A 24,070-nucleotide genomic window follows, 5' to 3' on the forward strand; every position below is an offset into this window, starting at 1 on the left:
ACCGGATCAGCCGCCGACCAGGCGTGGATAAAACAGCGTTTCGTGGGCGGTCGGATCGAATGATCTGATACGGGTGACCTCGCCGGGTCCGGTTCGCAGCGCTGCGGTGAAACCGGCTCCGGTCAGCTCCCGAAAGCGCCGTTCGGCTCGCGCCAGCGCATCGGCATTGCCAGGATCAAACTCGTGGCGCGTGTCGCCAGTCTGGTCCATCACGATCTGGGTCGCCATGTTGAGTCTCCTCATGCCCAGCCCTGAACTTGATCAAGCAAACCTCATGCCGTCGGTTCCTTTTGGCAACAACTTTCTCTTGCCGACGCATCACGCCTTGCTGAGCCGCCTCGAGCGCGATCCGATCAGAATGAATCGTCGTCGCGCTTTAGGTCGTTGTTTAAGCATGATCTTTCCGGAAAACCGGTTCGCAGTGTTCCGGATCGTGCCCTAGCGCAACGCGGCGGGCCCGCCCTCGTCGATCTGCCGGCCCATCAGCGCGATCGCCTTCTGATAGACGCCAGCCGCATTCCAGGCCTCGATGGCGGCGAAGTTCGGCTCGCCCGGTTGGTAGCCAGCTCCTGCTTTCCAGCCATGGGCTTTGAGGAAATTGGCCGTCGAGTTCAGCGCATTGGCAGCGACTTCCAGATTGCCGGTGCCGTAGGCAAGGATGCTCTTGGGCATGAACTGGGTCTGGCCGACCTCGCCATGCATGGAGCCGCGGGTCGATCCCGACAATGTACCGCGGTCGATCAGCTTCAACGCGGCATAGAGCTGGTCAGTGAAGAATTCGGGACGGCGGCAGTCATAGGCGAGGGTCGCGATCGACGACAGCATGTTCTGATTGCCGCGCTGGCTGCCGAAGCCGGTCTCCATGCCCCAGATCGCGATCAGGGGTCCGGGCGGGACGCCATAGCGCTGCTCGATCGAGGCAAACAAGGCGGCCTGCGACTGCTTCAGCTGCCGTCCCTTGGCGACGATCGTGGTCGCGCCGCGCTTGGCCAGGAACTGGTCGAGCGTCAGCGAGAAGCTGCGCTGGCCGCGGTCGGCCGCGATGGTGGCGCTCGCATAGTTGGTCTGCATTAGCGCCGACAGCGCGGTGGGGCCGATGCCCTTTCCTTGCGCCTCCGCGCTGAATTCGCGCTTCCACGCCTCGAAGCCGGCCGGCGAGCTGCCGCATTGCGCGGCCTCGGCGGAGGGTGCGAGGCAACCGAGCAGCGTCATTGCGCCAAGAACCGCTCCCGCAACAGCCCTGCCCCTGATCATCTGCAATCTCTCCTGTCCTGTATCGCTCGGCGCAATCTTACCCGGTGGACGGCGCCGACTCCATGGCCTGATCATAGGACAATTCGAGGCCGTCCAGATTGCCGTCTTTGCGCCATCTGTCGAGCAGCCGCAGGAATGCCACCGGGCCGCGCCAATATTGACTGTTTCTTGCCGCGATTGGATCAAACACGCCTTCATTGTTGTAGTAACCCGGCGTGCATTCGGCGAGATAGGTCTGCCGGCCGAGCGCGGCCTTGACGACCTCCTCGACCCAGGCATCCTCGGCGGCGAGCGTCGGCTCCAGAGTGCGCGCCTTGCGCTCGCGCGCCTCCTTGATGACATAGGCGATGTGTTGCGACTGTTCGTCGATGATGTGCGGGAAGTTGGCGCTCTGGCCGGCCTGCACCGTGACGATCAGGAAGCAGTTCGGGAAGCCGCGGCTGTAGAAGCCATGCAGCGTCTTGACCCCGTCCTGCCAGCGCTCCGACAGGCTGACGCCGTCGCGGCCGTAGACCTCGAAGCCCATGCGGCGCGCGTAATCGGTGCCGACCTCGAAACCGCTGGCATAGATCAGGCAATCGAGCTCGTAAGCCCTGCCGTCGACGACGACCGCATTCTCCGTGATGCGCTCGACACCCTCCCCCTTTGTGTCGACCAGATGCACGTTCGGACGGTTGAAAGTGTCGAGATATTCGTCGTGGAAGCACGGCCGCTTGCAGAACGCCTTGTACCAGGGCTTGAGCGCCGCTGCGGTCGCCGCGTCCCTGACCACCGCGTCGACACGGGCGCGGATCTCCTCCATCTTGCGATAGTCGGCCTGCTCGATCACCTTCAGAGCCTCTTCCATCGAGGTCACCGGCTGTGCCTGCCGGCGCGGCGCCAGCAGGATCTCGCCGAGCAGGCCAGTCCAGCCGTCCTGCACCAGGTCCTGCTCGAACGGCTCGCCCGAGATCACTGACGTGAAATTGTCCATGCGCTCGCGCTGCCAGCCGGGCTTGAGGTTCTGCGCCCAGGCCGGGTCGGTTGGACGATCGTCGCGAACGCCGATCGCGGACGGCGTGCGCTGGAAGACATAGAGCTCCTTCGCCGAGCGGCCGAGATGCGGCACGCATTGCACCGCCGTGGCACCGGTGCCGATGATGCCGACACGCTTGTCGGCAAGACCCGTCAGACCGCCGTCCGCATTGCCGCCGGTGTAGCCGTAGTCCCAGCGGCTGGTGTGAAAGCTGTGGCCTTTGAACGTCTCGATGCCGGGGATGCCCGGCAGCTTTGGACGGCTCAGCGGACCCCCGGCGAGGATGACGAAGCGCGCGCGGATGCGATCGCCCCTGTTGGTCTCGACCAGCCAGCGCGCGTCCTGCTCCTGCCATGTCATCCGGGAGATGACGGTCTGGAACAGTGCGCGCTCGTAAAGCCCGAAATGACGGCCGATGCGGCGCGAGTGCTCGTAGATCTCCGGCGCCCGGGCATACTTGCGGACCGGAATGTAGCCGGTCTCCTCCAGGAGCGGCAGATAGATGTAGCTCTCGGTATCGCAGGCGGCGCCGGGATAGCGATTCCAGTACCATGTGCCGCCGAAGTCGGCGGCCTTTTCCACGATGCGAAAATTCTCGATGCCGGCCTCGCGCAAGCGCGCGCCACACAAGAGGCCGCCGAAGCCGCCGCCGACGATCAGCACGTCGGTCGCTTCGCTGATGGCTGGCCGCGCAAATCCGGGATCGGCCCAGGGGTCATCGAGGTAGCGGCCGAAATCGCCCGTGACCTCGATATACTGCGCCTTGCCCTCGGCACGCAGACGGCGATCGCGCTCGTCGCGATAGCGCGCACGAAGGGCGGAAATATCAACCGTAGATGCGCCGGCTTCACCGGTCTTGTGTCTTTCCGCTGACATCCATTTCCTCCCGCCAATGCTGCTTCGCCGACAGCTCACCGCACGTTAGCCCTTAAAAAGCGCTGCATGCAATCACGCGGATTGTTTTTTACGTGAACGCTGCGCGACGTTCCGCTAACCTCCCGCGCAAATCAGAAGCCTACGCCATGCATCGACGTGGCAATCCGGAGGAGACCATGCAGGGATTGATGATGGACATGCCGCTGCTGATCAGCGGACTGATCCAGTATGCGGCCGATTATCACGGCGAAGCCGAGATCGTCGCGCGCGAGATCGAGGGCGACGTCCATCGCTACACCTATGCCGACGCGCATCCACGCATCAAGCGCATGGCGCTGGCGTTGAAGCGGCTCGGCATGACGCAAGGCGACCGCGTCGGCACGCTGGCCTGGAACACGCACCGTCATTTCGAGATGTTCTATGCAGCGCCCGGGATGGGCTACGTGCTGCATACCGTCAATCCCAGGCTATTCCCCGAGCAGCTCGTCTACATCATCAATCACGCCGAAGACCGCCTGCTGTTCATCGACCGCGCCACGCTGCCGCTCGTCGAGGCGATCGCGCCGCAGCTCAAGACCATCGAGGCCTACGTCGTGATGTCCTCGCGCGAGCGGATGCCGGAGACGAAGCTTGCCAACGTGCATTGCTACGAAGAGCTCCTGGAGAAGGAGAACGAGGCCGGCTTCGCCTGGCCGGAGTTCGACGAGAAGTCCGCCTCTACGATCTGCTACACCTCGGGCACGACGGGCAATCCCAAGGGCGTGATCTATTCGCACCGCGCCGCGATCCTGCAGACCATGACCTGCTGCAATTTCGACTTCCTGCCGGGACATGTCGAAGGCGTGCGCGAGGTGATGATGCCGATGGCACCGCTGTTCCACGGCAACGGCTGGAACATGCCGTTCACGGCGCCCTATACCGGCTCAAAGCTGGTGCTGCCCGGCCGCAACTACGAGCCCGACAAGCTCTATGAACTGCTCGAAGGCGAGAAGGTGACGCTGTCGGCGGGCGTGCCGAGCTTCTGGCTGATCCTGCTCGACTGGCTCGGCCGCACCGGCAACAAGTTCTCGACGCTGCGCGCGACGCTGTCGTCGGGCTCGGCCCCGCCGCGCGCGATGGTCGAGAAGCTCAAGCGCGATTACAATGTCGACTACATCCAGGCCTGGGGCATGACCGAGGCGCTGGGCTGCTCGATGCCGGGCTTGCGGCCCGGCTCGGAGCATCTGGGTGAAAAGGAGAAATTCGACCGCCGCCAGGTCTCCGGCCGCGCCTGTTTCGGCACCGCCTTGCGCATCGTCGATGACGCCGGCAACGAGCTGCCGCGCGACGGCACGTCCGTCGGTCATCTGCGCGCCCGTGGTCCCTGGGTGGCCTCCGGCTACATGAAGCTCGACGAAGGCCTCGACCGCGACGGCTGGCTGATCACCGGCGACATGGCCGTGATCGACCCGCAAGGCCACGTCACGCTGACCGACCGTTCCAAGGACGTGATCAAGTCCGGCGGCGAGTGGATCTCCTCGATCCAGCTCGAGGACATCGCACTGTCTCATCCCGACGTGCTGCAGGCGGCCGTCGTCGCGATCAGCCACGAGAAATGGCAGGAGCGCCCGCTCCTCCTCGTCGTTCGCAAGAAAGGCGCGACGGTCGACGGCCGGACGCTGCTCGACCACATGCGTCCGAGGATCGCAAGCTGGTGGCTGCCTGATGCCGTCGAATTCCTCGACGAGTTCCCGATGACCGGCACGGGCAAGGTGCTGAAATCCGCCCTGCGCGACAGATTTAGGGAGTACCGGGTCGCGTAAGCGGCCTGCCTTCGATCAAGGAGATGAGAGATGCTCTACCCGATGGCGCCCAAGGTCGTCGAGCTAAAACGAAAGCTCGAAAGCTTCATGGACCGGCACATCTATCCCAACGAGGAGCGCTTCTACCGCGAGGCTGAAGAGCTCGGGCCATGGAAGGTCTTTCCGGTCGTCGAGGAGCTGAAGCCGCTGGCGCGGGCGGAGGGGCTGTGGAATCTATTCCTGCCCGCGAGCCATCACGGCGCGGGCCTCTCCAATCTCGAATACGCCCCGCTGTGCGAGGTGATGGGCCGCTCGCATCTTGCGCCTGAAGTCTTCAACTGCTCGGCGCCCGACACCGGCAACATGGAGGTGCTGGAGCGCTACGGCTCGGAGCAGGACAAGGAGCGCTGGCTGAAGCCGCTGCTCGCTGGCGAAATCCGCTCCTGCTTTGCCATGACCGAGCCGGCGGTCGCATCATCCGATGCCACCAACATCGAGAGCTCGATCGTGCGCGACGGCGACCATTACGTCATCAACGGGCGCAAATGGTACACGACCAACGCGACCGACCCGCGCTGCAAGATCTGCATCTTCATGGGCAAGACCGATCCCGACAATCCTGATCGCCACAAGCAGCAATCGATGATCCTGGTGCCGATGGACACGCCGGGCATCGAGGTCAAGCGTCCCTTGCCCGTGTTCGGCTTCTACGGCGTGCCCGACCGTGCCTCCGAAGTGATCTTCACCAATGTGCGGGTGCCGAAGGAAAACATGCTGCTCGGCGAGGGCCGCGGCTTCGAGATCGCGCAGGGTCGGCTCGGACCCGGCCGCATCCATCATTGCATGCGCCTGATCGGCCTTTCCGAACGCACGCTGGAGAAGATGTGCCGCCGCGTGCGCAGCCGGGTTGCATTCGGCAAGCCGGTCTCGGAGCAGACAGTGACGCAGGAGCGCATCGCGGAAGCCCGCATCATGATCGAGCAGGCGCGGCTGCTGACGCTGAACGCCGCCTATGCAATGGACACGGTCGGCAACAAGGTCGCAAAAGCCGAGATCGCCATGATCAAGGTCGCCGTGCCGAACATGGCCTGCCAGATCATCGACTGGGCCATTCAGGCCCATGGCGGCGGCGGCACCTCGAACGATTTCGGACTGACTCAGGCCTACGCCACCGCGCGCTTGCTGCGTCTTGCCGACGGACCTGATGAGGTCCACCGCAACCAGATCGCGCGGCTCGAGCTGAGGAAATATTCGAACGCGTAGAAGAAGCGATCGTTCGTGAGGCGCCGGCGGCGCTCCCGTTCCTTCTCCCCCTTGTGGGACCCACAAGGGGAGAGGGCGCAATAACATGCAGCGCGGCCGCAATCAGCGTTCGGCGGCCCGCCTCAGTTCACCACGTACACATCGGGATCGGCACTCGAGCTCGGCTTCCTGAAGGCGTTGCGCAAGGCCGGCGACAGCGGGACGTTGTAGTTGAGGCCATTCGGCGGCGTCGGCGATTGCAGCCATTTCTTGTAGAGCACCTCGATCTCCGGGCTGGCATAGAGCTCGGCGGTGGCGCGGTCGGCGAGCGCCTTGAACGGGGCATCCTCCCGCCGCAGCATGATGCCGTAAGGCTCCGGCTTGGAGAACGCTTCCTCGCTGACCATGTAAGCCTGCGGCTCCTTCGAGCGAGCGATCGCAACCGCGAGCTGGACGTCGTCGAGCGCATAGGCCTGGGCGCGGTCGGTCTCCAGCAGCAGGAACGCTTCGGCCTGGTCCTTGGCCGGCATGATGTTGATGCCGAGATTGCGCTCGCTGTTGACCTTGGCGAGCTGCGTCAGGTTCACAGATCCCGCCACGGCCGTGACCGCCTTGCCCTTGAGATCGTCGATGGTGTTGATCTTGGCGGCCTTCTTGGCGGCAAACCGCGTCGCGCTGAGGAAATGCGTGTTGGTGAAGGCGACCTGCTTCTGGCGGTCGGCGTTGTTGGTGGTCGCCGAGCAATGCAGGTCGAGCGTGCCGTTCACCATCAGCGGGATGCGGTTCGACGAGGTCACCGCGAGGGTCTCGACGGAGATGTCGGGCATGCCGAGCTGCTTCTTCACGGCGTCAACGATCCTGAGGCAGATGTCCATGGCGAAACCAACCGGCTTCTGGTTGCCGTCGAGATAGCTGAACGGTACCGAGGCCTCCTGATAGCCGAGCGTGATCTTCCTGGTCTCCTTGATCTTCTGGAGTGTGCCCGAGAGGTCTTCGGCTGACGCTGCGCCGGCGAGACTGCTCAGGGCCAGGACAAGAACGGGTAGACGCATGGGTTGCTCCTCAATGGGGTCGTCGACCTTGTCGCGACGGGATCGCGGAGGTGATAAACGACGTATGTTGCGGCCGCCAGACGGGGCAGCGACTACCAGCTATCGCTCTTTTCAATACGGGGCGAGCGGGAGCCGCGTCACTGGCACGTCAGCTGCTGTTCGAACCAGCCGCTCAACCGCTCCGCCAGGGGTGGCCACATCCGCTGGAAGTTCGCGAGCTTGCCGGCATTGGCGCGGTAGATGTCCCGCAACTCCCGCTCGATGGCCGGCAGATCGACTCCGGTGCAGCCCCCGTCGCTCACGATGCTCTTGCCGGCGACGACGACCTCCTTCACCAGGGACGCATTCCCCCTTGCGAACAGCAGCGCCATCGGATCGACCGGCATGATCCGGTCGCGATCCAGCCGGTCGAGATCGATCACGACGTAGTCGGCCGGATTGCCGGCGACGAGCTCGCCATTTCCAGGAGCACCCGTCGCGCGACGGCCGTTGCGGATGGCGAGCGAGAACAGCTCGGCCGGCGTCCATGTCGGCTTGAAGCCGAGGCCGCCATGAGCCATCTGCACCAGCCGCATCTCGCGCAGGATGTCGTCGTCCTCGTCCAGCGCCAGCCCGTCGACGCCGACGGCGATGGCACAGCCGCACGCGTGCGCGGCGGCGATCGGAGCCAGGCCCGAGCGCAGATGCATGTTCGAGCTGAAATTGGTGACGATGCGGGCGCCGGAGGCCGCGATCATCTCCAGCTCATCGGGGCGCGCGTGGATGCAGTGCGCCAGCGTCAGCCGCTCCGAGAGGAATCCGATGTCGCGCAGCCAGCGCACCATGTCCGGAAAATTCCGATCGGCCCAGGCGCGCTGGTACACGGTCTCCAGGAGATGCATGTGGATGCGGCGGCCGGTGCGCGCGGAATTCTCGGCCACTGCCTCCAGCAGCGGTTTCGAGCACCATTGCACGCCGGCAGGACCGAGCTGAACGTCCACCATCGGCCCGGCCACAGCGGCGGCAATGCTGTCGGTCAGCTCGATATACGCGTCCGGCGACATCGGCGCGCGGACGAACAGGTCCTCGATGGTCTTGCGCTCCTCGCGCGACAGGCCCGAGAGCACCGGCTCGGCATCGCCATAGACGATCGGATTCTGGTCGCGCACGGCCATCGCAAACGCGATGCGGATGCCGACGTCGGACGCGGCCTTCGCGATCGCCTTTGCCTCGTCGACCAGGGACATCGTCCCGCTCGGCCGCGTGTAGTGCACCATCATGGCCGCGCAACCCGCCTTGGCCGATCGTGCCAGCGCCGAGGCCGCCGTCAGATAGGGATCGACCGGGGTGCCGAGCGCGGTGCGCAGGATCCAGCTTTCCAGGGGCATGCCGACCGCGCCGAAGGACGACGCCGTGGCACGGGCATGATCATGGGCGTTGACGAAGGCCGGAATGACGAGGGAGCGCGGGCCGCTCGCAGCCCCTGCTCCCTCCGAAACGTCGGTGATGATGCCGCCCTCGTGCCGCAGCACGGCATCGTCGCAGACGCCGCGATCAGGGCCACGGAACAGGCTGGTTGCCGAAACCTCCGTGGCCATGCGCGTCTCCTTGATCAGTTGGCCGTATATACCAGCTCCCGCTCCGCACGGGGCGGCAGGAATTCGCGCGAGAATACTTCCGCCGGCGTCGGGGCGCGGGCGAGCTGGTAACCCTCGACCACGATGCCGATGGCGCGCGCCATGCGGTCGTCCTTGACGTCGCCGATGCCGATCTCCTTCATCTCCGGCGAGACGATCAGCTTCTCGAAAGAGTATTGCAGCCGCCGCTTCTCGACTTCGGCATTGATCAGGTTGTCGTAGTTCACCGCCGCTTTCATGCCGGCATTCTGGTCCTTGGCGATCGCGATCGCCGCCTTGTTGATGGCGCGCACCAGGCCCGCGACGGCCTTCGGGTTCGCGGCGATCAGCTTGCGGGAGACCATCACGCCGTTGGAATAGAGGTCGAGGCCGTACTCACCGAACGAGAACCATTTGAAATCCTTGTCCGGATCCTGGCGGTTGAGCACCAGGTTGAAATAGCTGGTGATGTTGAAGACGAGCGCCGCGTCGATGTCGCCCTTGATCAGCATCGGCTCCTGGAGGTTCGGCGCCATGTTGGAGATCTTGATCTTCTCGCCGTCGAGCCCGTTCTTGCGCGTGAACACGGGCAAAAGGCGCGTCGTCGGCGTACCCTGAGCGCCGCCGAGCGTGCGGCCCTCGAAATCCTTGATGGTGTTGATGCCGCTGCTCTTCTTGGCGACGATCGCGAATGGCGGCTGGTTCCACATCATGTAGACCATGACGGGCGCCTCCTGCGGCTTGGTCGCGGCGTTCTGGATGATGGCGTTGACGTCGCCAAAGCCGGCGTCATAGGCGCCGGACATCACGCGCGTGACGGTGGCGCCGGAGCCCTCGCCCTGGTCGATGACGACGTTGAGGCCCTCCTCTTTGAAGAAGCCGTTGTCCTTGGCATAGAAGAAGGCGGCGTCGCTGCCCTGGGTTTTCCAGCCCAGCGTGAACTTGATCGTGGTCTCCTGGGCCATGGCGGCGCCTGTGGACAGCGCCAATCCCAGCAGCGCGGCGGTTACTTTCCTCAACATCGAGACCTCCTCAACTTCGTTGCGTGACGGTTCAAGAAATCAGGTGGCGATCACGTCGTTCTTGCGCGTGGCCCAGCCGGTGACCTGGCCTTCGATCAGCGAGAACACGACGTAGAGTGCGACGCCGAGCCCGGCGAGCACGAACAGGCCGGCGAACACCAGCGGCACGTTGAAATTGGAGGACGCGGTCATCATGACGTTGCCGATGCCGCGGTTGGAGGCGACCGTCTCCGACAGCACGGCGCCGACGAAGGCATAGGAAATCGCGACCTTCAGGGACGCAAAGAAGAACGGCATGGTCCTGGGCAGGCCGACATTCCAGAGGATGTCGAGCTTGCTGGCGCCGAGCGCCTTCAAGACGTCCTCGAGCTCGGGCTCGGTCGTGGCAAGGCCTGTCGCAATGTTGACCACGATCGGGAAGAAGCAGATCGACAGCGCGGTCAGCACCGCTGGCACCGTGCCGGAGCCGAACCACAGCACGAAGATCGGGACCACCGCGACCTTGGGGATCGAGGAGAAGCCGATCAGCAGCGGATAGCAGGTGTCGTAGGCCGTCTTGGAGACGCCGATGATCGCGCCGAGCGCAACACCGAGCGCGACGCCGAGCACGAAGCCGAGCATGGTGGTGGCGAGCGTCTGCACGATGTGCGGCCACAGCACCGGAAAGCGCTCGACCAGCGTCACGAACACCTGCGACGGCCGCGGCAGCACCAGGTCGGACATGCCGGTCATCACGCAGAACACCTCCCAGCCGAGGAAGAACAGCACGATGAGTCCGGCCGACCACGCCTTCTGCCTGACATCGATCCCGAACATCAGCCTGCTCCCTGCTGGGCCGTGCTGCGCGCATCCTCGATGAAGGCACGCAGCTTCTGGTTCAGCGCGACGAAATCCGGCTCGAAGGTCATCGCAACCGTGCGCGGCCGTGCGAAGTCGACGCGGCTGTCGTCGAGGATGCGGCCGGGGCGTGCGCTCATCACGCAGATGCGGCTGGCGAGGAAGCCGGCCTCGCGCAGATCGTGCGTCACGAGCAGCACGGTCGGCTTGTGCGTCATCCAGAGCGTCTGGAGAATCGACCACAGCTCCTCGCGGGTGAACTGGTCGAGCGCGCCGAACGGCTCGTCGAGCAGCAGCATGCGGGGCTCGTGGATCAGCGCGCGGCACAGATTGGCGCGCTGGAGCATGCCGCCGGAGAGCTGCCAGGGATAGCGGGTGCCGAAGCCTTTGAGGCCGACCTGCTCCAGCAAAGCGTTGGCCTTGTCGCGGAACTCGGTCTTGCGCAGTCTGCGGAAGCTGGAGCGGAACGGCTCGACGATCTTCAGCGGCAGCATGATGTTCCGCTCGATCGTCATCCACGGCAGCATGGTCGGGTTTTGAAAGGCCATGCCGACCCGCAACGCGCGCGCCGCCACCTCGCGGCCGCCGACGATGACGACGCCGCTGGTCGGCTGCACAAGGCCACTGACGAGACGCAAGATGGTCGATTTGCCGCATCCTGAAGGCCCGACCAGTGCGACAAACTCGCCGTCGGCGATCTTGAGCGTGGTCTTCGACAGAGCCGGGACGGCACGGTCGCCGCGCCCGAAGGTCACGGACGCCTCCGAGAGCTCGATGGCGGTGGCCGCGGCTGTTTCGGGAACCGGCTGGCCGTCAAACCGATCGTTGGGTTGCATGCGCATCACAGCCAAAGTGCATGCAAGCGAGGTGCCAAGCGCCCGAGCCTGAGAAATCAACCGGTTGAGCAGGCTCCGCGCCCACGGGCGGATTCGATTTAAGCAATTCCGGTGTCAAAGTGCATGCAATTGGTGCGCTGAGTTGGCATCAGGCTATGCTAAAAGAGCGCCCGACCTTTCCCTCGAGGATTCGCCGATGGCGGCGCGCACGAGCAACAAGACTTCGGTAACATTGGACAAGGTCAGCGTGATCTGTCGCGCTCTCCGACGCGCCATCATCGAGCAGGCGCTGGAGCCCGGCGCCAAGCTGCCGGAGGACTCGCTCGGCGAGCGTTTCGGCGTCAGCCGCACCATTGCCCGTCACGCGCTGGGCCAGCTCGCCGCCGAAGGCCTGGTCGAGCTCCGCCGCAACCGGATCGCCGTGGTGGCGACGCCGAGCTGGCAGGAAGCGCGCGATGCCTTCGACATCCGCATCGAACTGGAGCGGCTCGTGGTCCGCCAGCTCGCCGGCAAGCTGACCAAGGCTCAGATCGCCGAGCTGAACGCTCATGTCGACGCCGAGGATCGTGCGCGCGGCAGCACGGACGCCGTTTCGATTCGCCTCGCCACCGAATTCCACATCCTGCTCGCGCAGATGACGAACAGCCCGATCCTGGTGCGCTATGTCAGCGAGGTCGCCTATCGCTGCTGCCTGACGCTATCGCTCTTCAGCCGGCCGCATTCCACCGAATGCGCCATCAACGAGCATCGCGCCATCATTGCAGCACTCGGCAGGGGCGATGCTGAAAAGGTGATGGAATTGATGCATCATCACCTGGATTCCGTGGCCAATCGCGCACTCGTCGCTCCGACTCCGCAGCGTGGCAGGGACCTGCTCGATATTCTCGCACCCTATGCAGACGAGGTCGCGAGCGACCGCGTCGTCAAGCTGCCAAAGGTGGCGCGAAGAGGCTAAAGCTGATCCGGAAAAGTACGAAGCGGTTTTCCGGAAAGATCATGCTTAAACAACAAACTAAAGCGCGATGACAATTCATCCCAATCTCATCGCGCTTAGGCTTCGATGCCGCGCTGAACCAGGATCCGCTCGGCGCTGTCGTTCCAGACGTCCATCTTCACGATCTGGCCGCCCTTGACGACGAACCGGTCGACATAGCGGTTGCCCTCGAATGGCGTGCCGTCCATCCACTCGCCGTAGAGCGTGCCGACGCTGTAGACAACGGTCTCGTCCTGGCCGGGGCAGACGTCGAACCGGTCCATCTTCTTCTTGACCCAGCGATAGCGTTTCGCATTGAAGCCCGTCGGCCCGCGTGGATGGTCGAACTCGCGCCCGCCGGTGAACGTGATCACCGTGCCCGGCTTCATATAGGCCGCAGCGGCGTCGGGATCGGGTATCATCGAGGCCGTCAGGTAGGCTTCGACGATCTCGGCATCGGTCATCGGGCGTTCGGCTTTGGCTGGGGCGGACATTGCAGTTTCTCCGAAGTGCCGACATTCTACAATTCCGAGCTCGAAGTGCATGCACATTTTTTGTACAGTTAGCCTCCTCAGTTGCACACAATCTGGAGCTGCCCGCTCCCTCGGCTTGCGATAGGGTGCGTCGGCTGAATCCAACGCCATGACCACCTCCACAGCCTTCGACCTCATCTTCCGCAGCGCGCTGCTGCGATCGTCCGCCGCACCCGTCGATATCGGCGTGAAGGGCGGCCGTATCGCCGCGATCGAGCCACGGCTTGCCTGCGAAGCGGTCGAGGTCGACCTCGGCGGACACCTCGCCCTGCCCGGTTTCGTCGACACCCACATCCACCTCGACAAGGCCTGCCTGCTCGGCCGCTGCGCCCACGATCACGGCAGCGTCTCCGAGGCGATCCGTGCTGTTGCCGGCATGAAGAAGGATTTTACGGTCGAGGACGTCTACGCGCGCGGCGCAAAGGTGCTCGAACGCGCCATCGTGCACGGCACGACGCGCATGCGAACCCATGTCGAGATCGATCCGCGGATCGGCCTGCGCGGCTTCGAGGCGGTCAAGGCGCTCAAGCGCGACTACGCCTGGGCGATCGACCTGTCACTGTGCGTCTTCCCGCAGGAAGGCCTGACCAACGATCCCGGCAGCGACGAACTGCTGGTGCAGGCGTTGCGCGACGGCGGCGAGGCCATCGGCGGCTGTCCCTATATGGACAGCGATCCAAACGCCCATCTGGCGCGCATCTTCGATCTCGCGGAACAGTTCGACGTCGACGTCGACCTTCATCTCGACTTCGATCTCGACCCCTCCTGGTGGCATCTCGACGAGGTCTGCTGGCAGACCGAGCGACGCAACTACGGGGGACGCGTGGCGATCGGCCATGCGACGAAACTTTCGGCCCTGCCGCCGGAGCGGATGCGGGCGGCCACCGCGCAGCTGGCAAGGGCCGGCGTCGCCGTTACCGTGCTGCCCGCGACCGACCTCTACCTGATGGGACGGGAGGCGACCCACAACGCGCCGCGCGGGTTGACCCTCGCCCACAAGCTCGCGGCCGACGGCGTCGTCTGCTCGGTCGCGACCAACAACGTGCTCAATCCCTTCACGCCGTTCGGCGACGCCTCGCTGCTGCGGATGGCGAATTTCTATGCCAATGTCGCGCACGCCTCGGTGAACGATTTCGACACCTGTCTCGATCTCGTGACCGAGCAGGCGGCGCGGCTGATGAACCTCCATGATTACGGCATCAAAGTCGGCAATCCCGCCGATCTGATTGTGCTCGATACCAGGGATAGCCGCTTCGCCATCGCCGAACTGCCCGACGTCTTGATGGGCTTCAAGTGCGGCCAGCAAACCTTCGCGCGGCCGCGACCCGCTCTGTTCCGGCCAGGTTCCTAAGGGAACCCAACGGAGACCTCTCATCCGATGCTACCGCCCTGAGTTCCGCAATTCCGAATCCGGTACTAATCCGGATAGCAGATTGTCGCGGAATCCGGATATGTGCCCGCATTGCAATTCCCGCGGTGCCGCTCATTTGAGCCTGGCACCGGTGTCGCGTTCAACGGGGAAGCATCGACGTGTTCAGCGCATTCAGCAGCATCGACTATCAGTCCATTCGCGCCCGCACGCCGGCCGAGACAGCCGCCAAGCGGTTGAACGGCATCGGCGAAGTCCTGTCGAGCCTCGATGTCGGGTCGGTTCGCAACGCGGCTGACCTTGCCCACGCACTGTGGACGCTCGAGACTGCCGACAAGTGCATTCGCATGATCCTCGCAGAGTTCCGCATCGAGCACGCGACCGAGGTCGCGCGGCAAGCCGCGGCTCTGATGGGCTTGATCGACAGTGCCCGCGACGAGCTCACCGGCCTCCGAACGACCAAGTCTTGAACTTGCGTCCTACGTCTCGCGCTTGATCCTGGCCAGGATCCGGTCGGCCTCGGTGCGCCAATCGGCACTGCGGGCGAACTTTTCGCTGCCCCTGATGCCGAACAGCCCTTCGTCGGCGAGATCCGCCATCCAGGCCTGCCGCTCGGCCGTGCCTTGCGCCGACCACGGCGTCAGCCCTGCCTCGCGCACGGTCTCGGCGACCTCGCGCACCTCCTCGGCGCGTCGGCGGCCGTGCTCGATCACGCGCTGGAAGCAATAGGCGCCCTGCTTCTCCCAGTCGATGGTGGGGAATGTCTCGTTGAGTGACGCCAGCATGGCATCCTCCACGCCATAGGCCCGCGCGGTCATAAAACTCTCGATGACCATGGCTTCCAGGCCCTTGATCATGATGCTGCGGCACATTTTGACCGCCGAGGACACGCCGAGCTTGTCGCTGGCGACCTTGGCTGCGAAACCGATCGCGTTCAGCAGGGGCTCCAGCTCGCTCGCGCCGGGTCCGCCGAGCAGCAAAGGCACCTTGATGCGATAAGGCGGCACCGATGTCATCACCGCGCCCTCGACATAGCGCCCGGCAGCACCGTCGATCAGCGCAGCGGCGCGCTGCTTGGCACCGGGAGAGGCCGAGTTGAAATCGAGAAACCAGGTACCCTGATTGATCGCAATCGCACAGGCCTTGGCGACCGGGACGGCCTGGCTCGCCGTGACAGCGGAGATGATGAAGTCGGATTTCGCGGCCAGCTCGGCGTGAGAGGCCGCGAGCGTCACACCGAACTTCTCTGCGTGCTCCCTGAGCGATGTGCCCTGCTCGCCTCCGAGCTTGATGTCGTAGGCGGCGACCTTGATGTCCTGCTGGCGCAAATCTTCGGCCAGGATCCTGCCGACTTCGCCGTATCCGACCAGCCCGATCTGCCAGCGCCTGGGATCACCTGCCATCAGTTCAGTCCTTCAATCGCCGCGTCGAACAGCTCATCGACCGCGTAGCGGCGTGGGATCAGCGCCTGCTGGAATGCGTAGTCGACGATCAACTCGAGCGATCTCCTGTTCGCCTCGATCCCGAACGGAACGAGGTCGGGCGTCGCCGCAGGTCCTGCCTGCTCCTTGCTTCGCTTGAGCAGATCATAAACGCCCGCCACCACGTCGGGGTGCGATTTTGCCAGTTGCTCGGTCACGACCACGAGATGATTGACCGGCACGACGCCGCGCCGCGCGTACCATCTGGCGGCTTCCGCCGCCGGATCGGGAAACAGCGGTTTCAGCCTGGGATCATCCGAGGTTTCGCCGAGCACGGCGTCGAGCTCGCCGTCCATCAGCATCGAAAGGATCTTCTTGTCGTCGGGCGCGCGCTCGGTGTTGTCGACATATTCGGCGACGTGCGGATCCTCGAAGGTGACCCAGCGGATCCTGGCGAGATCGACGCCGTAATCGTTGGCGAGGATGCCTCTGATCCAGGCACCGGTCGTTGTCGTGAACGAGCGGATGCCGACACGCCTGCCTTCCAGGTCGGACGGCCCGAGTGTTTCATGCGCGGGATTGTAGAGCGCATAGGCGTGCTGGAATCGGCCGAGCATGGTCGCCGGCAGCAGCACCAGCGGCTTGCCATGCGCCTTCGCCATCAGGAACGTGACGATCGCCATCTCGCAGACGTCGAAGGCCTGCTCGCGCACCATCGGCTTGAATGCGGTGTTGGTCGTCGTGTACGCGATGAAATCGAGATCGAACAGGTCGGAGCGGAGCGCCCCGCTCTTCACCGCCTGCACATGGGGGTGACTGCCGATCACCGCCTTGAGCTTGATGGTGCGGACCGGCGTCATGCCAGCTCGTCCGCAACCGTCGGAAACAGGCGCTGGTAGGCCTCGCCATAGGTCATGGGCACACCGGTGTTGCGGCTGCCCTGGATGCCGCGGTTGAGCGCGACGCGCTCGTAATAACCCCAGAGATGCTTCTGCGCGGCGAGAATCTGGAACGCTTCGTACTTCTCCTTCCAGACCTCGTCGATCTTGAGGATGGTGTCCGGCTTGTAGCTGCACTGCTCGGGCTGGTGTGGCTCGAACAGGAACACCGGCGGAGCGGAATATTTGTATTGCGCGCCCGGCTTGTGGCCCATCGCTTGCGCGACCACGCGGGTCTCCTGCGCAAAATGCGCCGCGTTCGGGTGGTCGAAATTATAGGGGTCTTCCAGCGCATGCGTCAGCACGAAGCTCGGATTGAGCTCGCGATAAATGTCCACCATGCGGTCGAAATGCGCTTCCGTCAGCTTGAGCGGATAGTCGCCGCAATCGAAGAATTCGATCTCGGCACCGAGCAGCTTGGCCGCCCGCTCCGCCTCGTCCTTGCGACCGGCCTTCACCGATTGAAGCGTCGCGCCCTGCTCCTTCCAGGCGAACTGGCTCTCGCCGCGCTCGCCGAAGGACAGGCACACGATCTTCATGCGATAGCCCTTCTTCGCGTGCAGCGCGATGGCGCCGCCGGCGCGCCACACGAAATCGCCGGGATGGGCGGTGACCACGAGGCCTGTTTTCATGAGAGAGCTCCACTCTTTCTTTGCCGACATCATCGGCTGGCGGCCGCCGTCGACGACCTTTCACCGTCATCGCTGCACCAGCCTCGGCAGCCTGAACTTCGGCGTACGCGTGCTGGGATCCTCGGCGGAATGGTCGGCGTGGTCATGATCGTCATCGCGAGAAGCGCCGAAAGCAAAGCCGCCTGTTCTAGGACTTGTTGCCGACGAGAGGCCGCCGCCGCGCCGGCGCGGCCTGGTCGAGCGCGGGCGCCTGGAACGCGGCAACGGTGGCCTGCACCAACTGTTCGATGGCGGTGGCGGCGTCGCCGCCATCAGCCTCCCCGCGCGACAGGCGCGAGACGCGCTCCGGCGTCACCAGCGAATAATAGAGCGCGCCGAGCAGGAAGTGGCTGCGCCAGACGATGTCGGTACGTGGTATCTGCGGCAGGCTCTCGTGGATGGCGTCGATGAAGGCATGGCTGGTGTCGTCGAAGGTCTGCGCAATGATCTTTCGCGCGACGTCGTTGCCTTCGGCCGACATCACGGCGCGCAGCCGCGTGAAACGAGCGCCGCCACCGGCGAGATCGCTGCCCGAGGTGAAGGCCGGCACCACATAGGCGCGAACGATCGCCTCCAGCCGGTCCTGGAGATCGCGCACGCGCCTGGCGGCAGAGAGCAGTTCGGAGCGGCGCAGATTCATCGGCCCGCAATGGCGGCGGTAGATCTCCAGCAGCAGGCCGTCCTTGGTCTTGAAATGATAGGTCACGCTACCGGGGTTGGCCCCTGCGGCCAGCGCGATGTCGCGCACCGACACGGCATTGAAGCCGTGGGTGGCGAACAGCTCCTCGGCCCCGGCAAGAATCGCCTCGCGCATGTTCGGCTTGCGGGCCGTTTCCTTGCTGGTGGGCTTGCGTACCATCTCATTTGTACTATCGTACAAAAAATCAGGTCTCGTCAACAACTCGGGCGACGTCCGCAGCACCCTCGTCGGAAGTTGCGTCCCTGGAAAAATGACGCTCGCGACGGCCTCTGGCCGTGCGGTTCAGTTGTTGGCTCTGGCCTGCATTTTCTCCGGCCCCCTGGCTCGCCGCGGGAAGTCGCCATCGTCATCTCCCGACGGGATCAGAATCGCGCGCTCGCGCGGCAAGGCTTCCGGCATCTCGTCGCGGATGAAGGCAATCAGCTTCTCTCGCATTTCGCAGCGCAGGTCCCAGGATTGCGGCGCGTTGCGCGCACTGACCAGCGCGCGAAGCTCGATGGTGCGGGAATCCGCGTCGATCACCTGGAGATTGACCACTTCCCCGTCCCAGAGCTTCGACTCCTTGACCGCACCTTCCAGCCAGCGACGGATGCGGACGACGTCGGCACGGTAGTCGACATGGAGCGCGATGACGCCGATCAGGGATGCGGTGTCCCGCGTCCAGTTCTGGAACGGTTTTTCGATGAAATAGGACAGCGGCACCACCATGCGGCGCCAATCCCACAGCCGGATCACGACATAGGTCGAGGCGATGTCCTCGACCCAGCCCCATTCGTTCTCGATGATCACGGCATCCTCGATGCGGATCGGCTGGGTGATCGCAATCTGCAGGCCGGCGATCAGATTGCTCAGCAGCGGGCGTGCGGCCAGACCGACGATGATACCGGCGGCGCCGGCGGAGGCGAACAGGCTGACGCCGTATTGCCTCACCGAGTCGAACGTCATGAGCGCGGCGGAGACGGTGATGATCACGATGATGGTATCGGTAACGCGCTTGAACACGCGGACCTGCGTGACATGCTTGCGCGCGATGAAGTTCTCGGTGACATCGCGGAAATTCTGCAGGTATCGCGCCGCACTCATGTCGACGATCCGGATCGAGATCCAGCCGATCAGCGCGATGAACGCCACGACGAACAAGCGCGTCAGCGGCGTTCGAATCTCGTCATCCAGCGGCGCAAGGGGCAGCACCAAGGCGACGGCGGCGAGGCAGAGCGCGAGCCGGGCCGGACCGGCGGTCCGGTCGATGAACACTTTTAACAGCGGGAGGCGAATTCCGAAGGAACGATTGAGCAGCCAGGCCACGAATCGATAGAAGGCAAGCGCCAGCAGGATCGCGCCGGCAACCAGACTGAGGCCGACGAACCAAGTAGGGATCCAGTCGAGCTTGCTGTCGACCTCGGCGATGAGGGTATCCCAATTCATTGCTGTCCCCGTCATCCGTTCGCGCAGCCCCCTCAACGCTTGCCGGCCAGCTTCGCTCCCCCTCCTCGTGCAACGCAGCATTCCCCTGATGCAACCGTTGCAGAATTCGGCTAGTTTCGGGGCGCTCATGACCAGACGTACCGGCAGCGCCGATCTTCCTCTCCACACCGGACGGGTTCCCCCGTGGCTCGCCAGTCGCATGTCCTCGCTGGGGGCCATCGTCACTCAAGCCATCGTGCTGCATTACGGGCGCGATGCATTCCTGCAGCGCCTGTCACATCCGTTCTGGTTCCAATCGTTCGGTGCCGTGATGGGCATGGACTGGCACTCCTCCGGCATCACGACCTCGGTAATCGGCGCGCTGAAGCGCGGGCTCGGGCCGCTTCAGGACGAGCTCGGGATCTACGTCTGCGGCGGCCGGGGCCAGCATTCCCGCAAGACGCCGGACGAGCTGATGCAGCTCGGCGAGCGCGTCGGCTTCGACGGCATCGAGCTGACCCGTGCCAGCCGTCTGGTGGCCAAGGTCGACAGCGCCGCGGTCCAGGATGGCTTCGACCTCTATCTGCACGGATTCTTCGTGACCGCCGACGGCAAATGGACGGTGGTGCAGCAGGGCATGAACGGCGACAAGCGGCAGGCGCGTCGTTACCATTGGCATTCCGAGGCGCTGAAGAGCTTTGTCGATACGCCGCACAGCGCGATCGACGGGCCGCAGCAGGGTGAGATCGTCAATCTCACCGATCATCGCGCCGAAATATCTCGGACGGCCCAGCTCGAGCTGTTGAACGATCTCGGACCCGATCGCATCGTCTGCGAATTCGAACACCTGATCGGCACCGCGCCCGAGCCGGCACAGGCCATGCTGCCGCATCTGATCATGCCTGCGCATCACGACGTCAGGCCCAAGGACGTGTTCGCGCGTCGCCTGCACGGCACGCTGGCGGCCGCAGCCGAGCGCGGCCCGGTCGATTTTCCGGACCTCTTGCTGACGCCGGGCGTCGGCGCGCGCACCGTGCGTTCGCTTGCGATGGTCGCCGAGGTCGTGCACGGCGCCCCCTATCGCTTCACCGACCCCGCGCGGTTCTCGCTTGCCCATGGCGGCAAGGACCGGCATCCCTATCCCGTTCCGATCAAGGTCTATGACGAGACTATCCGGGTGCTGAAGGGCGCGATCCAGAACGCGAAGCTGGGGCGCGAGCAAGAGATGCAGGCGATCAAGCGCCTCGACGACCAGGCGCGGCGGCTGGAGCGCACCGCGAAAGGTCCGTCGGTGGACTCGTTCACTGCTGGTGAACGTGTCGCCTCGCCCGATCTCGATGGCCGCTCGGTGTTCGGCTGGGAGCGTGACCTTGCGCCCACAAAAAAGCGGACCGGCTGAACACCGGTCCGCGAGTTGGCGGGAGGAATGTTCTCAGGTCTCGTCGGCCTCCGGCTTCGGGTCGAGCCGGTTCGCCGAGTGGTCCTGGTATTGCTCGGTCTGGATCGTCTTGCCGTCCATGCCGCGAATATCCGAATGCTGTTTCTTGTCGCGGTTGGACAGAACCATGTTGTCGCCGATCATGTCCTTGGGGACATCGGTCATGCCTCCGGTGCCGTCGCCCTTGCCGTGCAAGCCTGATCTGAAGTGCGTCTTGCTGCCGTGACCACCTGGCATCAGTCTCTCCTCTTGTGATCTTCTCTTACAGTGAACGTCTGTGCTTCTGCAGGCCCAAGCGACTTATGCCGCTTTGGCCGATGCGCGCCTGCCGCTCGTTAGGCTGTCTTGCTGCTCATCAATCTTGTCTCCCGTTCGGACGTCTGCCCGCGGCTGCGGAACCATCGCCGCGTCCGACGTGTGAGGTGACAACAGGCCGACCGGCACGCCGTTCCTGATCGATCGCACGCGACGACGATTTCCGAAGGAAGGCTCGTTGTCAGCTCGCGCCGGCGGGAGAACGGTCGCTGCTCGCAACCGCGCGCGCAGCGCGGCTTTGGGCCGTGACGGGAAGCGACGCGATCGCGCGCAAGCCCGGCCGCTTGCGCCAGCGGATCTCGGCGGGATCGACGGCCAGACCAAGTTTCGGCCAGCGCACGAATAGTGCTTCCAGCGCGCAGGCGGTCTCGATGCGCGCGAGTTGATGGCCGAGGCAGAAATGGATTCCCGTCCCGAACGAAAGATGACGGTTCGGCTTGCGTTCGAGATCGAGGCTTTCAGCGCGGTCATGCATCGCCGGATCCATGTTCGCGGCGGCAAGCATCACCATGACGCGATCGCCCTTCTTCAGGCGCACGCCGTCGACCTCGACATCGCGGCGCACATAACGCGGCTTGGAAAACTGAACCGGCGAGACGAAGCGCAGGAACTCCTCCACCGCAAGCCCGATACGGCTCCAGTCCTGTTCCAGCCATTCGCGCAGGCCAGGACTTCTGAGCAGTTCGTAGGCGGAACCGCTGATGAGATGCGTGGTGGTCTCCGATCCCGCCGCGAGCAAGAGAAACACCATCGAGACCATCTCGTCCGGCGTGATCTGGCCGCCCTCACGCTCGACCTGGATCAATTCGGCGATCAGGCCCTGGCCGCCCTGCACACGCGCGATCTGCAGCTGCTGTTCGAGATAGGCGCGCATCTTGCGGAACGCGAACAGCAGACGAAAGAAGCTGACGACGTTCGTCAGCGAGGACATCTCGTTGGCCCAGGCAATGAATTTCGGACGGTCTGCGGGCGGCAAGCCGAGCAGCTCGGAGATCACCGCGAGCGGTAGGATGCGCGCATAGCGCTGGACGAGATCCGCCGGACGACCATTCGCGAACACTTCGTCAGCCAGACCGTCGGCGATGGCGCGGATGCGCGGCTCCATTGCGACGATCGCGCGGCGCCGAAACGCCTCGTCCACGATGCTGCGCAGCCTGGTATGATCAGGCTCGTCCATCGTCAGCATGTTGTTGGCGATGGTCCTGACGTATCTCGGCATCCACCAGCGCAGACCGGCGACGTCGCCATCCTCCCTTCTCAACGTGAAGGTCGCGCCGTCTTTCAGGATCTGCGCGGTAGCGTCATGGGTCGTGGTAATCCAGACATCGCCGATGAGAGGAAACCGTGTCGCGACCACGGGACCGGACATGCGCAGCGTCGCAATCGCCTTGGGCGGATCGCGAAGGTAGGCCTCGCTGGTGAAATCGAGGCGCACTGTCATGGGATCACCGGACTGATTGCTGGCGTCTCACGCAGATGGTGCGCCGGACCGCCGGCGCAAGGGAGCCAACCCCTCGGTCGAGGTGCCTAGCCGCCGGGCGAACGCTGGCCGCTCTTGCGCTGCTGCTGGGTGTAGGCGTCCCAATGGCTCCAGCTACCATTGCTGAGGCTGTGCAGGTCCGTCGCGAGCGGACGGCGCGTACGCTTGTCGTGATCGGCGATCACGCGTTCCGACTGCGTGATCTTGCGCTTGAGTTCCGCGATCGTCTTCTCGGTCTGGCCAATGCGCTTCGAGGAGGCGATCTCGCCCATCGTGAAGCGCGCGGTCTCCAGCGCCTTCAACTCGGCGCGATTCCGCTTCAACTGGACCCGGTGCCAGGCGATGTTGCTGTCGCTGTCCGCAACCATGTAGGAACTCCGCTGATTCGCTCCCACAGTGTATCAAGCGCCGAATCGGCGCCGCAACGGGCCGCACGCGGCGAAAATGCGGTCTTATTGCGGGAAAATCCCGTAATCAGCGCTCGGCGAAGGCCTTTTCGACCACGAACTGGGCCGGCTCGCCGTGATTGCCCTCGGCGAGGCCGCGCTCACCGAGCAGCACGCGGGTGTCCGCAACCAGGGCGGGACTGCCGCAGATCATGACGCGGTCATGGGCGGCTTCCAGCGCCGGCAGGCCGATGTCGGCGAACAGCTTGCCCGAGGTGATGAGGTCGGTGATGCGGCCGCGGTTGCGGAAGGGATCGCGGGTCACGGTCGGATAGTAGATCAGCTGATTGCGAATGTACTCGCCGAGCAGTTCGTCCTTCGGCAAATGCTCGGTGATCATCTCGCCATAGGCGAGCTCCTTGACGTGGCGGCAGCCGTGCAGCAGCACCACCTTCTCGAACCGCTCGTAGGTCTCGGGGTCCTTGATCACGCTGAGGAACGGCGCAAGCCCGGTGCCGGTGCCGATCAGATAGAGGTTGCGCCCGTCTTCCAGGTTGTCGATGACCAGCGTGCCGGTCGCTTTGCGGCTGACGATGATCTCGTCGCCTTCCTTCAGGTGCTGAAGCCGCGAGGTCAGCGGTCCATCCGGCACCTTGATCGAGAAGAACTCCAGCGTGTCCTCGTAATTGGCGCTGGCGACGCTGTAGGCCCGCAGCAGCGGCTTCTCGCCGACCTTGAGGCCGATCATGGTGAATTCGCCGTTACGGAAGCGGAAGGTCGGGCTGCGGGTGGTCTTGAAGGAGAACAGCGTGTCGGTCCAGTGGTGGACGCTCAAAACGCTTTCCTGATTGAAATTGCTCATCTCACCTTCCCTGTCGCGTCAATGCGGTTCCGAGGCCGGCAGCTATGCGTCGTTTGTACACGATCATTCG

26 protein-coding genes are annotated in these 24,070 nt (G+C 64.3%); 8 read left to right on the top strand and 18 right to left on the bottom strand.

Translation table 11 applies throughout. The features are described 5' to 3' along the window. Positions 1–6 precede the first annotated feature (6 nt). Complete coding sequence (locus AC3WLX_RS04830) at positions 7–228, bottom strand: hypothetical protein (protein ID WP_492334896.1); 222 nt, start codon at positions 226–228, stop codon at positions 7–9. 13 nt (positions 229–241) lie between these two features. On the opposite strand from AC3WLX_RS04830, the gene AC3WLX_RS04835 reads away from it, so the two are divergent. Further along, complete coding sequence (locus AC3WLX_RS04835; RefSeq protein ID WP_492334897.1) at positions 242–442, top strand: hypothetical protein; 201 nt, start codon at positions 242–244, stop codon at positions 440–442. Here the strand turns inward: AC3WLX_RS04835 and AC3WLX_RS04840 are convergent. Together AC3WLX_RS04840 and AC3WLX_RS04845 are read right to left on the bottom strand one after the other, a co-directional pair. After that, a complete protein-coding gene (locus tag AC3WLX_RS04840; protein ID WP_492334898.1) occupies positions 439–1,254 on the bottom strand; it encodes a lytic murein transglycosylase in 816 nt (271 codons plus the stop codon). The two genes, AC3WLX_RS04835 and AC3WLX_RS04840, sit on opposite strands and share 4 nt — an antisense overlap. A gap of 37 nt (positions 1,255–1,291) precedes the next feature. Further along, positions 1,292–3,145, bottom strand: a complete 1,854-nt coding sequence (locus tag AC3WLX_RS04845; RefSeq protein WP_492334899.1) for a flavin-containing monooxygenase — start codon at positions 3,143–3,145, stop codon at positions 1,292–1,294. A 176-nt stretch (positions 3,146–3,321) separates the two neighbouring features. On the opposite strand from AC3WLX_RS04845, the gene AC3WLX_RS04850 reads away from it, so the two are divergent. Both AC3WLX_RS04850 and AC3WLX_RS04855 read left to right on the top strand, forming a co-directional pair. After that, a complete protein-coding gene (locus AC3WLX_RS04850; protein WP_492335917.1) occupies positions 3,322–4,947 on the top strand; it encodes a long-chain fatty acid--CoA ligase in 1,626 nt (541 codons plus the stop codon). 30 nt (positions 4,948–4,977) lie between these two features. Then, positions 4,978–6,189: an acyl-CoA dehydrogenase family protein gene (locus AC3WLX_RS04855; RefSeq protein WP_492334900.1), complete on the top strand. Its 1,212-nt coding sequence runs from the start codon at positions 4,978–4,980 to the stop codon at positions 6,187–6,189. Positions 6,190–6,311: 122 nt separating this feature from the next. On the opposite strand, the gene AC3WLX_RS04860 is transcribed toward AC3WLX_RS04855, so the two are convergent. The 5 genes from AC3WLX_RS04860 to AC3WLX_RS04880 form a co-directional block, all read right to left on the bottom strand. Then, positions 6,312–7,220 carry an amino acid ABC transporter substrate-binding protein gene (locus AC3WLX_RS04860; protein ID WP_492334901.1) on the bottom strand — a complete coding sequence of 303 codons (909 nt, stop codon included), beginning with the start codon at positions 7,218–7,220 and terminating at the stop codon, positions 6,312–6,314. 137 nt (positions 7,221–7,357) lie between these two features. Then, positions 7,358–8,797 (bottom strand): amidohydrolase family protein, encoded by a 1,440-nt coding sequence (locus AC3WLX_RS04865; protein WP_492334902.1) that lies wholly within the window; start codon positions 8,795–8,797, stop codon positions 7,358–7,360. Positions 8,798–8,811: 14 nt separating this feature from the next. Continuing rightward, the gene (locus tag AC3WLX_RS04870) at positions 8,812–9,837 is read right to left on the bottom strand and encodes an ABC transporter substrate-binding protein (RefSeq protein WP_492334903.1); all 1,026 of its coding nucleotides are present in this window, start codon (positions 9,835–9,837) and stop codon (positions 8,812–8,814) included. A gap of 39 nt (positions 9,838–9,876) precedes the next feature. Then, positions 9,877–10,653 (bottom strand): ABC transporter permease, encoded by a 777-nt coding sequence (locus AC3WLX_RS04875; protein ID WP_492334904.1) that lies wholly within the window; start codon positions 10,651–10,653, stop codon positions 9,877–9,879. Beyond that, positions 10,653–11,516 carry an ABC transporter ATP-binding protein gene (locus AC3WLX_RS04880; RefSeq protein ID WP_492334905.1) on the bottom strand — a complete coding sequence of 288 codons (864 nt, stop codon included), beginning with the start codon at positions 11,514–11,516 and terminating at the stop codon, positions 10,653–10,655. The genes AC3WLX_RS04875 and AC3WLX_RS04880 overlap by 1 nt, the downstream gene beginning before the upstream one ends. A gap of 190 nt (positions 11,517–11,706) precedes the next feature. Between AC3WLX_RS04880 and AC3WLX_RS04885 the strand changes: the two genes are divergently transcribed. Next, a complete protein-coding gene (locus tag AC3WLX_RS04885) occupies positions 11,707–12,465 on the top strand; it encodes a GntR family transcriptional regulator (RefSeq protein WP_492334906.1) in 759 nt (252 codons plus the stop codon). Between the two features lie 95 nt (positions 12,466–12,560). Here the strand turns inward: AC3WLX_RS04885 and AC3WLX_RS04890 are convergent, their stop codons facing one another. Continuing rightward, positions 12,561–12,977 carry a nuclear transport factor 2-like protein gene (locus AC3WLX_RS04890; protein WP_492334907.1) on the bottom strand — a complete coding sequence of 139 codons (417 nt, stop codon included), beginning with the start codon at positions 12,975–12,977 and terminating at the stop codon, positions 12,561–12,563. 148 nt (positions 12,978–13,125) lie between these two features. Here AC3WLX_RS04890 and AC3WLX_RS04895 point away from each other — a divergent pair, with 148 nt between their 5' ends. Next, positions 13,126–14,367 (top strand): amidohydrolase family protein, encoded by a 1,242-nt coding sequence (locus tag AC3WLX_RS04895; protein ID WP_492334908.1) that lies wholly within the window; start codon positions 13,126–13,128, stop codon positions 14,365–14,367. Positions 14,368–14,546: 179 nt separating this feature from the next. Beyond that, entirely contained in the window at positions 14,547–14,855 is a 309-nt protein-coding gene (locus tag AC3WLX_RS04900; protein ID WP_492334909.1) for a hypothetical protein, read from the top strand. 9 nt (positions 14,856–14,864) lie between these two features. On the opposite strand, the gene AC3WLX_RS04905 is transcribed toward AC3WLX_RS04900, so the two are convergent. The 3 genes from AC3WLX_RS04905 to AC3WLX_RS04915 are packed head-to-tail and all read right to left on the bottom strand — an operon-like array spanning position 14,865 to position 17,376. Next, entirely contained in the window at positions 14,865–15,788 is a 924-nt protein-coding gene (locus AC3WLX_RS04905) for a DUF1932 domain-containing protein (RefSeq protein ID WP_492334910.1), read from the bottom strand. Beyond that, positions 15,788–16,666, bottom strand: a complete 879-nt coding sequence (locus tag AC3WLX_RS04910) for a substrate-binding domain-containing protein (protein WP_492334911.1) — start codon at positions 16,664–16,666, stop codon at positions 15,788–15,790. Before AC3WLX_RS04910 ends, AC3WLX_RS04905 begins: the two co-directional genes overlap by 1 nt. Beyond that, the gene (locus AC3WLX_RS04915) at positions 16,663–17,376 is read right to left on the bottom strand and encodes a PIG-L deacetylase family protein (RefSeq protein ID WP_492334912.1); all 714 of its coding nucleotides are present in this window, start codon (positions 17,374–17,376) and stop codon (positions 16,663–16,665) included. Before AC3WLX_RS04915 ends, AC3WLX_RS04910 begins: the two co-directional genes overlap by 4 nt. Here AC3WLX_RS04915 and AC3WLX_RS04920 point away from each other — a divergent pair. Next, the gene (locus tag AC3WLX_RS04920; RefSeq protein ID WP_492334913.1) at positions 17,375–17,524 is read left to right on the top strand and encodes a hypothetical protein; all 150 of its coding nucleotides are present in this window, start codon (positions 17,375–17,377) and stop codon (positions 17,522–17,524) included. The two genes, AC3WLX_RS04915 and AC3WLX_RS04920, sit on opposite strands and share 2 nt — an antisense overlap. A gap of 39 nt (positions 17,525–17,563) precedes the next feature. Here AC3WLX_RS04920 and AC3WLX_RS04925 read toward each other — a convergent pair whose 3' ends face one another. Further along, positions 17,564–18,274 (bottom strand): TetR/AcrR family transcriptional regulator, encoded by a 711-nt coding sequence (locus AC3WLX_RS04925; protein ID WP_492334914.1) that lies wholly within the window; start codon positions 18,272–18,274, stop codon positions 17,564–17,566. A 123-nt stretch (positions 18,275–18,397) separates the two neighbouring features. Further along, on the bottom strand, positions 18,398–19,540 hold the full coding sequence (locus AC3WLX_RS04930) for a mechanosensitive ion channel family protein (RefSeq protein WP_492334915.1): 1,143 nt from the start codon (positions 19,538–19,540) through the stop codon (positions 18,398–18,400). 127 nt (positions 19,541–19,667) lie between these two features. Between AC3WLX_RS04930 and AC3WLX_RS04935 the strand changes: the two genes are divergently transcribed. Next, positions 19,668–20,918 carry a DUF763 domain-containing protein gene (locus tag AC3WLX_RS04935; RefSeq protein WP_492334916.1) on the top strand — a complete coding sequence of 417 codons (1,251 nt, stop codon included), beginning with the start codon at positions 19,668–19,670 and terminating at the stop codon, positions 20,916–20,918. A gap of 33 nt (positions 20,919–20,951) precedes the next feature. Here AC3WLX_RS04935 and AC3WLX_RS04940 read toward each other — a convergent pair whose 3' ends face one another. From AC3WLX_RS04940 to AC3WLX_RS04955, 4 genes are all read right to left on the bottom strand, one after another. Continuing rightward, on the bottom strand, positions 20,952–21,194 hold the full coding sequence (locus tag AC3WLX_RS04940; RefSeq protein WP_291628757.1) for a hypothetical protein: 243 nt from the start codon (positions 21,192–21,194) through the stop codon (positions 20,952–20,954). A 259-nt stretch (positions 21,195–21,453) separates the two neighbouring features. After that, entirely contained in the window at positions 21,454–22,713 is a 1,260-nt protein-coding gene (locus AC3WLX_RS04945) for a cytochrome P450 (protein ID WP_492334917.1), read from the bottom strand. An 86-nt stretch (positions 22,714–22,799) separates the two neighbouring features. Continuing rightward, on the bottom strand, positions 22,800–23,120 hold the full coding sequence (locus AC3WLX_RS04950; protein WP_291628761.1) for a hypothetical protein: 321 nt from the start codon (positions 23,118–23,120) through the stop codon (positions 22,800–22,802). A 106-nt stretch (positions 23,121–23,226) separates the two neighbouring features. Beyond that, positions 23,227–24,000, bottom strand: coding sequence for a ferredoxin--NADP reductase (locus AC3WLX_RS04955; RefSeq protein WP_291628763.1), 774 nt, complete (start codon positions 23,998–24,000; stop codon positions 23,227–23,229). Positions 24,001–24,070 lie beyond the last annotated feature (70 nt).

The organism is Bradyrhizobium sp. FW305-F6, assembly GCF_058782905.1.